Source organism: Klebsiella sp. 141161, assembly GCF_050600815.1.
GTDB classification, from domain to species: Bacteria; Pseudomonadota; Gammaproteobacteria; order Enterobacterales; family Enterobacteriaceae; genus Klebsiella; species Klebsiella aerogenes.
Genome location: NZ_JAQIRN010000002.1, coordinates 764,419 through 775,791, shown reverse-complemented (window position 1 = coordinate 775,791; position 11,373 = coordinate 764,419). Strand labels below are relative to the sequence as shown.

Sequence of the window (11,373 nt, the reverse complement as noted above, 5' to 3'; positions counted from 1 at the left end):
GACGATGACGTTGATAGGTCGGGTGTGTAAGCGTAGCGATACGTTGAGCTAACCGATACTAATGAACCGTGAGGCTTAACCTTACAACGCCGAAGGTGTTTTGGCGATTTGAGATGATTTTCAGCCTGATACAGATTAATCAGTACGTCGTTATGACGGGCTGGTAAACAGAATTTGCCTGGCGGCGATAGCGCGGTGGTCCCACCTGACCCCATGCCGAACTCAGAAGTGAAACGCCGTAGCGCCGATGGTAGTGTGGGGTCTCCCCATGTGAGAGTAGGGAACTGCCAGGCATCAAATTTAGCGTGCTGATATGGCTCAGTTGGTAGAGCGCACCCTTGGTAAGGGTGAGGTCCCCAGTTCGACTCTGGGTATCAGCACCACTTTTTAGGTTAAAGTTCGGCACTTGTAAAGAATTTGCCTGGCGACGAGAGCGCGGTGGTCCCACCTGACCCCATGCCGAACTCAGAAGTGAAACGCCGTAGCGCCGATGGTAGTGTGGGGTCTCCCCATGTGAGAGTAGGGAATTGCCAGGCATCAAATAAAACGAAAGGCTCAGTCGAAAGACTGGGCCTTTTGTTTTATCTGTTGTTTGTCGATGAGCGCTCTTCGGAGTAGGGACAAATCCGCCGGGAGCGGATTTGAACGTTGCGCAGCAACGGCCCGGAGGGGGGCGGGCAGAACGCCCGCCATAAACTGCCAGGCATCAAACAAGAAGAACCACGTACCGGAAGGTGCAGGGTTTTTTGCTGTGTGGCGTCTATCTCCCCGGTGGCGCTGCGCTTACCGGGGCTACAAAAATCGTAGCCCGAGAAAGGCGCCTCGCGCCGCCCCCGGGGAAAGCGACCATATCAATATAAACGAAAGGCCCAGTCGTGTGACTGGGCCTTTCGTTTTTGCCTTTTGCGGCCAGACGCGCCGCCAGATCCCCGGTGACGCTACGCTTACCGGGGCTACAAAAATCGTAGCCCGGGAAAGGCGCATCGCGCCGCCCCCGGGGAAAGTCGCTGTCATACCAACGTAAACGAAAGGCTCAGTCGGAAGACCTTTTGCCTTTTGCGGCCAGACGCGCCGCCAGGTCCCCGGTGGCGCTACGCTTACCGGGGCTACAAAAATCGTAGCCCGGGAAAGGCGCATCGCGCCGCCCCCGGGGAAAGCGACCATATCAATATAAATGAAAGGCCCAGTCGTGTGACTGGGCCTTTTGCCTTTCTGGGGAATAAGCCGACAGGGATACCTCCCGGCTGAGCATTATGGCGAGGAATCGCTAACGAGTAAGCGCCACGATACCTAACGTGAGACCGGCAACCGCTGCGGCACCACCGGCGATCGCGCCAGCTGTTTCCCAGTTATCCTGTGTTGTGCCTTTTACACAGGTGTTGGTATGCACCAGTCGGCCCTGCGAGTCATAGACAGGCACGCACGGGGAATCATGGGCACAGCCAGCAAGCAACGTTGCTAACAATGTCACTAATATTAATTTTTTCATGGTATTACCTCTAAATAACCGTTTGCTGTCAACGATGTCAACACATAACGGAATAGCTTATTTTACCATCGCAATGACCCAGGCCTGGAAGGGGAAATAATCTCAAATTATGAGCAGTGTAAATATCGTGAAGAGAAATGAGAAATAATGAAGAAAATATGCAGAGGGGGATATTTCAAGGCGTTAGTCGAAGATAAAAAATTAATATTTCTACTAACTTGTTGTTCTGATAGATATAAAAAAAGGCGCCGCGTGGCGCCTTGATAATTATAGTCGATTATTCTGCGTGGCGGGTAAAGCGACGCCTTACGACCACAAAGAACACCGGCACGAAGAAGATGGCCAGCAGCGTTGCGGTAAGCATACCGCCCATCACACCGGTACCGACAGCGTTTTGCGCGCCGCTACCAGCTCCATGGCTAATCACTAATGGCATGACCCCGAGAATAAAGGCTAATGAAGTCATTAATATAGGGCGCAGACGCATACGAGATGCTTCCAGGGTCGCCTCAATAATGCCTTTGCCTTCTTTATCCATAAGATCTTTAGCGAACTCGACAATAAGAATAGCGTTCTTCGCAGATAAACCAATAGTGGTTAACAGGCCGACCTGGAAATAAACGTCATTATTCAATCCTCTAAGCGAAGCTGCTAATAATGCGCCGATAACCCCTAATGGCACAACCAGCATAACTGAGAATGGAATAGACCAGCTTTCATAGAGTGCAGCCAGGCAGAGGAAGACGACTATCAGCGAAATAGCATATAGCGCTGGCGCCTGGTTGCCTGAGAGACGCTCCTGATAGGACATGCCGGTCCAGTCATAGCCAATACCCGTAGGTAGTTTACTGGCCAGTTGCTCCATCAGCGCCATCGCTTCCCCGGTACTCTTGCCCGGAGCAGCTTCGCCGAGGATCTCCATCGAAGGCAGGCCGTTGTAACGCTCAAGGCGCGGAGAACCATATACCCAACGTGAGGTGACGAATGCAGAGAACGGTACCATTTCACCGTTAGAACTGCGGACATACATATTATTGATATCACCCGGCAGCATACGGAAGCTGGCATCGGCTTGAACGTAGACCTTTTTCACGCGGCCGCGGTCGATAAAGTCATTCACATAGTAGCCGCCAAGCGCTGCCGAGATCGTTTCGTTAATGTCGGATAGTGAAACGCCCAGCGCCTGCGCTTTCTCTTGATCGACGTCGAGTTTAAACTGCGGCGTATCCTCAAGGCCATTAGGGCGAACACGTACCAGTTGAGCCGGATGTTGTTTTACCATCCCCAGAAGCTGGTTTCGGGCCTGGGTCAACTGTGTGTGTCCTAAACCGCCCTGGTCAATCAGTTCGAAGTCGAAACCAGTCGCGGTACCTAATTCGATGATGGCCGGCATGTTGAACGGGAAGACCATCGCATCTTTAATCTGGCCAAAGGCGGCAGTGGCGCGTTTGATAATGGCTTCGACACCGTTTTCCGTACCGCTGCGCGCTTCCCACGGTTTCAGGCTAACGAAGGCCATACCGGAGTTTTGGCCCTGTCCGCTGAAGCTAAAGCCGTTAACGGTGAACACGCTTTCAACGTTAGCTTTCTCTTTCTGCAGATAGTAGTCAGTGACGGAATCAAGCACCTTCTGCGTACGCTCCTGGGTGGCGCCTGCGGGCAGTTGGATCATGGTCAGGAACACGCCCTGGTCTTCATCAGGTAAGAATGATGTCGGCAGGCGGACAAACAGTACGGCCATGCCGATAACAATCAGCAGATAGATAACCAGATAGCGCCCGGTGCCGCGCAGGATCCCGCTTACGCTGTTGGTGTAGTGGTTAACGCTTTGGTCAAACCTGGCGTTAAACCAGCCGAAGAACCCCTTTTTGGCATGATGGTCTGCGGATGCTGGTTTTAACATGGTTGCGCACAGCGCCGGGGTCAGTACCAGCGCGACCAGTACAGACAGCGCCATCGCGGAAACGATAGTGATGGAGAACTGACGATAAATCGCCCCGGTCGAGCCGCCAAAGAAGGCCATCGGGACGAATACCGCCGAGAGCACCATGGCGATACCAACCAGCGCCCCCTGGATCTGCTCCATTGATTTCTCGGTGGCTTCAACGGGGGAAAGCTTCTCCTCAACCATCACGCGCTCGACGTTCTCCACCACCACGATGGCATCGTCGACCAGTAGCCCTATCGCCAGCACCATGCCGAACATGGTTAGCGTGTTGATGGAGTAGCCGAACATCGCCAGTACCGCAAAGGTGCCCAACAAAACCACCGGCACGGCAATCGTCGGGATAAGCGTTGCACGGATGTTCTGCAGGAATAGATACATCACGAGGAAGACGAGGATAATGGCTTCAAACAGCGTTTTAACCACTTCGTGAATGGAGATTTTAACGAACGGCGTGGTGTCGTAGGGATAAACAACTTTCATCCCTTGCGGGAAGAAGGGCTGCAGCTCGGCAAGTTTCGCTTTAATCGCCGTAGCGGTATCTAACGCATTGGCGCCGGTCGCCAGTTTAATCCCCAAGCCAGAGGCGGGTTTGCCGTTAATACGGGCGACAACGTTATAGTTCTCGCCGCCCAGTTCAATACGCGCGACATCCTTCAGGCGAACCACGGAACCATCGGCGTTAACCCGCAGGGTGACTTTACCGAACTCCTCCGGATCTTTCAGGCGAGTCTGGGCAATGATTGAGGCGTTGAGCTGTTGACCTTTAACCGACGGCGTACCGCCAAGCTGCCCGGCGGCAATCTGATCGTTTTGCACCTTCAGTTGGTTGATAACATCGACCGGCGTGAGGTTATATTTATTCAGCAAGTTGCCGTCAAGCCAGATACGCATGGCATATTGCGCGCCGAACAATTGCACATCGCCCACGCCGTTAAGGCGGCTAATAGGGTCCTTGATGTTAGAGGCAACGTAGTCGGAAATATCATCCTGGGTAGTGTTTGGGTTATCAGAGATAAAACCGGCAACCAGCAGGAAGCTGCTGCTGGATTTCTCAACGCTAATACCTTGCTGTTGTACTTCCTGCGGCAGTAGCGGCGTCGCCAGCTGCAGTTTGTTCTGTACCTGTACCTGCGCGATATCCGGATCGGTGCCGGATTCGAAAGTGAGCGTGATGGTCACGCTACCGGATGAATCACTGGTAGAGGACATGTACATCAGATTATCGATACCATTCATATTCTGTTCGATAACCTGGGTAACGGTATCCTGCACGGTTTGCGCATCCGCGCCCGGGTAGGTTGCCGAGATGGCTACCGCGGGCGGCGCAATCGTGGGATATTGCGCGATAGGAAGCTGCATGATGGCAAGGCCACCGGCAATCATCATGATGATTGCCAGCACCCACGCAAACACCGGTCGATGAATAAAGAACTTAGACATAGCGATTCATACCTTATTGTGCGGCAGGGGCAGCGGTATCTTCCGTCGTCTTCACGGTGATGCCCGGGCGAACCTTCTGTAATCCACTGACGATGACTTTGTCGCCGTTTTGCAGACCGCCGGTGATTAACCATTTATCGCCGATCGCCTGTGCGGCGGTGACTTCACGGTTTTCTACCTGGTTCTGCGCATTGACGATCATCACCGTGGCATCGCCGCGTGGCGTGCGGGTAACACCCTGCTGCGGTACCAGAATCGCCTGCGGATTGACGCCTTCATCGATACGGGCGCGGACAAACATGCCCGGCAGTAGAGTGTGTTGCGGATTAGGGAATACCGCGCGTAGGGTGATGGACCCGGTGCTTTCATCGACGGTCACGTCAGAAAATTGCAGCGATCCCTTCAGGGAATAGGGTTGGCCATTTTCCATAATCAGCTGCACGCTTTTACTGTCATCACCGCGCTGCAGGCTTTCCTGTTTCAGGCGCATAAAATCGTTGCTGGACTCGGTTACGTCGACATAGATCGGATCGAGCTGCTGCACCGTCGCCATGGCGTCCGCCTGGCCGTTGGTCACCAGCGCGCCTTCGGTCACGGTGGATTTACCAATCCGCCCGTCGATGGGCGAAGTCACTTTGGTGTACGCCAGGTTGATACGGGCGCTTTCGACCGCGGCTTTAGCCGCCACGACGTCGGCATCGGCCTGACGCGCGGTCGCGACGGCCTGATCGTATTCCTGCTGACTGATATACTGAGTTCCAAGCAGAGGGACATAGCGTTTCACCGTCAGATGGGCGATAGCCGCCGCGGCTTCGGCTTTCGCCTCGTCGCCTTTGGCGCTATTCCAGGCCGCCTGATAGGTGGCAGGGTCGATTTGATAGAGCGATTCACCGGCCTTGATATCGCTGCCCTCGACAAAGTTGCGTTTCAGGATAATGCCGCTGACCTGGGGGCGAACTTCAGCGACGCGAAAAGCAGAAGTTCGCCCCGGTAGTTCGGTAGTCACAGAAAGCGGTTCGCTGTGCACCACATGCACGCTAACCTGAGGCGCTTGTGGCTGTGCCTGTTGATCGCCTGAATTATCACAACCGGTAAGCAACAAGGCGGAGATAATTAAGCTGGATAAAAGAGAAACTCTGGCATGACTCGTCATTGCTGTTCCTTATAGATTACGGGCCGGATAGGGCGGCGAATCTGCGAAGAAATAATGAATATTAAAGCGGTTCGTTATCCTACAAATAAACACCGGTGGATGTAAGAAATAGTTATTTTTGAGCAATGAACAAGGCACGCAAAAACAAAAAACAGGCAGTTGGTTTAGTTCGCTTCTCTTTAATATTGCTTCCGTGAATGTGTTTTGTATTTATATTTGTCGTGTGTATTATATTTCCTCGAAATTAAATATTCGTATCTGCATTTTTGCTAAATAATATTTTCTTTGGAATGCTAAATTGACAGATGTATCAGTCAATTCTGTATTCACCGTTAGGTTGCGAGTGGGAAAAGGTTATGGCCAGAAAAACCAAAGAGGACGCATTAAGAACGCGTCAACTCCTGATTGAGTCCGCTATTCAGCAGTTCGCACAGCGCGGCGTCACCAATACCACTCTCACTGATATCGCCGACGCCGCTGGCGTCACGCGTGGGGCGGTGTACTGGCATTTTTCCAGCAAGGCTGAATTGTTTAATGAGATGTGGCAGCAGCAACCGCCGCTCAGAGAGTTACTGCCTCATCAGCAGTGGGAACTGGATAACCAAAATCCGTTAACCGGGTTACGTAAAAAATTTATTACCGGATTGCAATATATCGCTGAGAATCCCCGGCAGCAGGCACTATTACAGATTCTTTATCATAAATGTGAGTTCGCCAGCGATATGTTACCGGAAACGGAAATTCGCAAGCGAATTGGCTTTAATTACGCGATAGTCCGTGACGTACTACAATGCTGTGTCAGAAACAGACTATTACCAGCGGAAACAAATATCGAAATTACGTTGATTATATTACACGGGGCTTTTACAGGAATTATTAAAAACTGGTTAATGGATCCTGAACAATTCAATCTCTATCAGCAGGCGCCCGTGCTGGTAGACAATATTATGTCGGCGTTATCGTTGCAGCAACCTGACCATAGCGGGTGGCCGATGGCTGCCGTGGGGCAGTAATTCCGTATAAAAACTCAGGCCATAAAAAAAGGCGCTTCCCCATGCCGAAGAGCGCCTTTTTAATTCAGCAATTCACTGATTAATATCAGTTCATGCCGTATTTTTTCAGTTTCTTACGCAGAGTACCGCGGTTGATACCCATCATCAGGGCAGCGCGGGTCTGATTACCACGGGTGTATTGCATCACCATGTCCAACAGTGGCTGTTCAACTTCAGCCAATACCAGCTCATACAGATCATTAACATCCTGACCATTCAGTTGAGCAAAATAGTTCTTCAGTGCCTGTTTAACCGAGTCACGCAGGGGCTTTTGAGTTACCTGATCCTGAGAGTTAACGGTAGAAACGGTCAGTACGTCAGAATTTACGCGTTGTTCGAACATAGTTCTGTCAGCTCTTTATTTCTATTACGCAAAATTTTCGAAGTATGCCTCCAACGCCTCCAGCTGTTCGCTGGCATCCTCAATGGCGTTGAATGTGCGCCGAAACTGGTCATTTGGAGCATGCTCCTGGAGATACCAGGAGACGTGTTTACGCGCGATTCGGTACCCTTTTGCCTGACCGTAAAAGTCATGCAGTTCCCGAACGTGCGCGCAAAGCAAGCGCTTAACCTCTGCCAACGGCAGGGGGGGCAGCAACTCCCCAGTGTCCAGATAATGCTGGATTTCCCGAAAGATCCAGGGTCTTCCCTGAGCCGCACGGCCTATCATGAGAGCGTCAGCCCCCGTGTAGTCGAGCACGGCTCTGGCTTTAAGCGGGTCAGTAATGTCACCATTCGCGATAATCGGAATGGAAACTTTCTGCTTAACTGCCCGAATACTGTCGTATTCAGCTTCTCCGTTAAACAAGCAGGCGCGAGTGCGTCCGTGAATAGTCAGAGCCTGAATGCCACATTCTTCAGCCAGTTGGGCAATCTCTACACAGTTACGGTGTTCCGGTTCCCAACCGGTGCGAATCTTGAGAGTCACCGGAACGTCCACTGCCTTGACGACCGCGGTCAGGATTGACTTCACCTGATCGGGATACTGCAAGAGGGCTGAACCAGCGAGCTTACGATTCACCTTTTTAGCCGGGCACCCCATATTGATATCAATAATCTGGGCGCCGCTTTCCACGTTAATACGGGCGGCCGCGGCCATCTCTTCCGGTACGCTACCGGCGATTTGCACGGTACGAATACCGGGCTCATCAATGTGCACCATCCGTAACCGGGACTTGTCGCTCTCCCATACCTGCGGGTTGGAGGACATCATCTCGGAGACGGTTAAACCTGCTCCCATCTCGTAACACAGCGTCCTGAATGGTCTGTCAGTGATGCCAGCCATAGGTGCTGCGATCAGGCGATTTCTGAGCTGGTGGTGTCCGATGCGCATGAGTTAAGAAATGACCATACTGTGACTGCAAGGCGGCGTATATTACGCATTTTTTGCGCGAGATGAAAGGCCAAACTTTGACCAATCCTCTGTTACAGATCAATGAATCCAGGAGTAACGTAATAGCCGTGAATAAATTATCATATTAATCATTACGTTATTAACAACGGGATAATTTGTGTCCAATTATAAAATCACAAAACTTCTCGATTTTTCTGAGATGAAGGCGATACGAGACGGGATAAAACGCTGTTTTTGTAGCCAAAAAAGGGCATCGTAATGCGATCCGGCTCTCATTTCCTGGCAATATTCGACGGTTACTGGAAACAAAAATGCGGCCCGTAGGCCGCAGTCTCACTTAATTTTTCCGGCCGGTAATCCGGCACCACTCCTCTTTCTCCACCACCGGGTCAAGGGTGAAGAGCGGAGCGTAGGCTTCGCAGACGCTTTCCGCCTGGCTTGCCAGGATTCCGGAAAGGCCCAGCAGGCCGCCTGTAACCGGCAGCACGCTGATTAACGGGGCCAGCTCACGCAATGGGCCCGCCAGGATGTTTGCGACCACCACATCGGCTTTCATGGCTTCTGGCTGATCCTGCGGCAGATAAAGTTCAAGACGTTCGGAGACACCGTTGCGCTGGGCATTATCACGACTGGCCTGAATGGCCTGCGGATCGATATCAATACCGATAGCTTTGGCGGCGCCGAGCTTCAGCGCGGCGATGGCCAGGATGCCGGAACCGCAGCCAAAATCGATAACCGTTTTGCCCTGCAGATCGAGGCCGTCAAGCCACTGCAGACACATCGCGGTCGTCGGGTGAGTGCCGGTACCAAAGGCCAGTCCAGGATCAAGCATCACGTTGACCGCATTCTCATCAGGAACATCGCGCCAGCTCGGGCAAATCCACAGTCGTTCGCCGAAACGCATCGGGTGGAAGTTATCCATCCACTCGCGTTCCCAATCTTTATCTTCCAGTTGTTCAATTTTATGCGCGAAGCCGGCGCCGAGCAGCGGATGCTGCTCAAGGATAGCAACCGCTTCGTTCATGTCGCTTTCTGCGTCGAACAGGCCGATAACGTCGGTATCGCCCCATAAACGGGTTTCACCCGGCAGCGGCTCGAACACCGGCGTGTCGTGGGTGTCCTGGAAGGTAATCGAGACCGCGCCGGCCTCCATCAGCGCGTCGCTCAGTTCTTCCGCGTGAGCGCCGGTCGTATTCAGTTTTAGTTGGATCCAAGGCATGGCAAAACTCTTTATTTATCAGTAGTCATAATAGGGGCTGGTGGTACGGGTTGACCGAAGCGGTTCCCGACGACAAAAGCCAACAAACTTAGCAGCAGCGAGGGCACGATAGGATGGAAGCCCAGGTACTGAATATTAAACGTCGCGAGCACGGCATACAGTACGCCGCCGACTAACATCGCGCTGAGCGCGCCGGCAGCATTTGCCCGCTCCCAGTAAAGGCCCAATACCAGCGGCCATAAGAACACCGCTTCCAGGCCGCCAAAGGCCAGCAGATTAAGCCAGATAATCATTTCCGGCGGCCGCCAGGCGGCCAGCATCATGAGTATGCCCAGCACTAAAGTGGCGATCGTTGAGATCCGCTTCAGCTTCTGCTCATTACGCTTTTTCGTCGGCTGAGCGCTGAGCCATAGATCTTTAATGATCGTAGCCGATGCCTGCAGTAAATGGGCGTTAACGTTAGACATAATCGCGGCCATCGGCGCCGCTAAAAACAGCCCAGCGGCCCACGGCGGCAGCACCTGAACCATTAACGTCGGGATCACCTGATCGGGCACGGTGAGGCCCGGCAGGACGGCGCGGCCAAGAGCGCCGGCGAGATGCATACCGAACATCAGTATCGCTACTACGATAGTGCCAATAACGATCCCGCGGTGTACGGCCTTACTGTCTTTATAAGAGATACAGCGTACGGCGGTATGCGGCAAGCCGATGACGCCGAAACAGACCAGCACCCAAAACGAGGTCATAAAGGTTGGCGTGAGGATATCATCCGCGCCGTGGGGCGATACCAGCTGCGGATCGATTTGCTGGAGCGTGTCTACCGCCTGATGCAGGCCGCCGGCGGCATGGACGACGCCAACCAGCAGGACGATCGTTCCGATCAACATCACCATCCCCTGCATCGTATCGTTGAGTACGCTGGCGCGGAAGCCGCCAAAAGCGGTGTAGAGCGCAATCGTGATGCCAAATATCAGTAGTCCGGTTTCGTACTTGATCCCGGCGGCGGTTTCCAGCAGGCGCGCGCCGCCGATAAACTGCACCGCGATGGCCCCAACAAAGGCCACCAGCAGACTGACGCTGGCAATCCATACCACCGCGCGGCTTTGGTAGCGCGCCTGCAACATATCGTTAAGGGTAATGGCGTTGTAGCGGCGCGCCAGGATCGCGAACTTCTTGCCGAGGATTCCGAGAGAAAGCCAGATCGTCGGTACCTGGATCATCGCCAGCAGTACCCAGCCCAGCCCATATTTGTACGCGGCGCCGGGGCCGCCGATAAACGAGCTGGCGCTAATATAGGTCGCGGTGAGGGTCATGGCTAATACAAAACCGCCCATCGATCGGCTGCCGAGGAAGTACTCGCTAAGGAAGTTCCCGGTACTGCGTTTACGCATCGCGTAAAGAGATAGCCCGAAGACCACAAACAGATAAGCGATCAGCACCACGATAATCTCAAGCTGCATCGTTATCCTCCAGAGAGATATCACGGAAGATAAAGCGCACCATCGCCCAGCACAGCAGGATGAACAGCAGCGGCACCAGCAGGCAGGCCAGTTCGAACCAGTGCGGCAGGCCGGTAAAGCCGATACCGACGCCCGGTAAATAGGCCGCAGCCAGCCAGGCGGCAAGATAGAGAAGGGTCAGCCACAGCGCCCAGCGCGCTTCTTTATGGGCCTGAACAAATCTTTTGTCCATTTTTTGTCCCTTGAGGATGAAGA

The 11,373-nt window shown here is 53.2% G+C and carries 9 protein-coding genes, 1 tRNA gene and 3 rRNA genes; 5 read left to right on the top strand and 8 right to left on the bottom strand.

The genetic code is table 11. The features are described from left to right. The 4 genes from PGR79_RS08315 to rrf (PGR79_RS08300) all read left to right on the top strand — a co-directional run. Positions 1-83: ribosomal RNA gene (locus PGR79_RS08315) — 23S ribosomal RNA — on the top strand; the annotation flags it as partial. A gap of 94 nt (positions 84-177) precedes the next feature. Beyond that, positions 178-293, top strand: a 5S ribosomal RNA gene (gene rrf, locus PGR79_RS08310). A gap of 14 nt (positions 294-307) precedes the next feature. Further along, positions 308-383, top strand: a tRNA-Thr gene (locus PGR79_RS08305). A gap of 37 nt (positions 384-420) precedes the next feature. Beyond that, positions 421-536, top strand: a 5S ribosomal RNA gene (rrf, locus tag PGR79_RS08300). 731 nt (positions 537-1,267) lie between these two features. Here rrf (PGR79_RS08300) and PGR79_RS08295 read toward each other — a convergent pair. From PGR79_RS08295 to PGR79_RS08285, 3 genes are all read right to left on the bottom strand, one after another. Next, positions 1,268-1,489, bottom strand: coding sequence for a hypothetical protein (locus PGR79_RS08295; RefSeq protein WP_015369447.1), 222 nt, complete (start codon positions 1,487-1,489; stop codon positions 1,268-1,270). Between the two features lie 277 nt (positions 1,490-1,766). Further along, positions 1,767-4,877, bottom strand: a complete 3,111-nt coding sequence (locus tag PGR79_RS08290; RefSeq protein ID WP_113375053.1) for an efflux RND transporter permease subunit — start codon at positions 4,875-4,877, stop codon at positions 1,767-1,769. A 13-nt stretch (positions 4,878-4,890) separates the two neighbouring features. Beyond that, the gene (locus PGR79_RS08285; protein ID WP_113375052.1) at positions 4,891-6,030 is read right to left on the bottom strand and encodes an efflux RND transporter periplasmic adaptor subunit; all 1,140 of its coding nucleotides are present in this window, start codon (positions 6,028-6,030) and stop codon (positions 4,891-4,893) included. A gap of 356 nt (positions 6,031-6,386) precedes the next feature. On the opposite strand from PGR79_RS08285, the gene envR reads away from it, so the two are divergent. Continuing rightward, positions 6,387-7,043: an acrEF/envCD operon transcriptional regulator gene (gene envR / locus PGR79_RS08280; RefSeq protein WP_113375051.1), complete on the top strand. Its 657-nt coding sequence runs from the start codon at positions 6,387-6,389 to the stop codon at positions 7,041-7,043. A gap of 85 nt (positions 7,044-7,128) precedes the next feature. Here the strand turns inward: envR and fis are convergent, their stop codons facing one another. From fis to PGR79_RS08255, 5 genes are all read right to left on the bottom strand, one after another. Next, complete coding sequence (fis, locus tag PGR79_RS08275; RefSeq protein ID WP_000462905.1) at positions 7,129-7,425, bottom strand: DNA-binding transcriptional regulator Fis; 297 nt, start codon at positions 7,423-7,425, stop codon at positions 7,129-7,131. 24 nt (positions 7,426-7,449) lie between these two features. After that, entirely contained in the window at positions 7,450-8,415 is a 966-nt protein-coding gene (gene dusB, locus PGR79_RS08270; RefSeq protein WP_015369451.1) for a tRNA dihydrouridine synthase DusB, read from the bottom strand. A gap of 358 nt (positions 8,416-8,773) precedes the next feature. After that, the gene (gene prmA / locus PGR79_RS08265; protein WP_087859164.1) at positions 8,774-9,655 is read right to left on the bottom strand and encodes a 50S ribosomal protein L11 methyltransferase; all 882 of its coding nucleotides are present in this window, start codon (positions 9,653-9,655) and stop codon (positions 8,774-8,776) included. Positions 9,656-9,666: 11 nt separating this feature from the next. After that, positions 9,667-11,118 (bottom strand): sodium/pantothenate symporter, encoded by a 1,452-nt coding sequence (panF, locus tag PGR79_RS08260; protein ID WP_087859165.1) that lies wholly within the window; start codon positions 11,116-11,118, stop codon positions 9,667-9,669. Continuing rightward, positions 11,108-11,350, bottom strand: a complete 243-nt coding sequence (locus PGR79_RS08255) for a DUF997 family protein (RefSeq protein ID WP_087859166.1) — start codon at positions 11,348-11,350, stop codon at positions 11,108-11,110. The genes panF and PGR79_RS08255 overlap by 11 nt, the downstream gene beginning before the upstream one ends. Between the last annotated feature and the right edge of the window lie 23 nt (positions 11,351-11,373).

Excerpts from the sequence above, each read along its gene's own strand:
- PGR79_RS08295 (WP_015369447.1), bottom strand. The coding sequence starts at position 1,489 with ATGAAAAAATTAATATTAGTGACATTGTTAGCAACGTTGCTTGCTGGC.
- PGR79_RS08290 (WP_113375053.1), bottom strand. The coding sequence starts at position 4,877 with ATGTCTAAGTTCTTTATTCATCGACCGGTGTTTGCGTGGGTGCTGGCA.
- PGR79_RS08285 (WP_113375052.1), bottom strand. The coding sequence starts at position 6,030 with ATGACGAGTCATGCCAGAGTTTCTCTTTTATCCAGCTTAATTATCTCC.
- envR (WP_113375051.1), top strand. The coding sequence starts at position 6,387 with ATGGCCAGAAAAACCAAAGAGGACGCATTAAGAACGCGTCAACTCCTG.
- fis (WP_000462905.1), bottom strand. The coding sequence starts at position 7,425 with ATGTTCGAACAACGCGTAAATTCTGACGTACTGACCGTTTCTACCGTT.
- dusB (WP_015369451.1), bottom strand. The coding sequence starts at position 8,415 with ATGCGCATCGGACACCACCAGCTCAGAAATCGCCTGATCGCAGCACCT.
- prmA (WP_087859164.1), bottom strand. The coding sequence starts at position 9,655 with ATGCCTTGGATCCAACTAAAACTGAATACGACCGGCGCTCACGCGGAA.
- panF (WP_087859165.1), bottom strand. The coding sequence starts at position 11,118 with ATGCAGCTTGAGATTATCGTGGTGCTGATCGCTTATCTGTTTGTGGTC.
- PGR79_RS08255 (WP_087859166.1), bottom strand. The coding sequence starts at position 11,350 with ATGGACAAAAGATTTGTTCAGGCCCATAAAGAAGCGCGCTGGGCGCTG.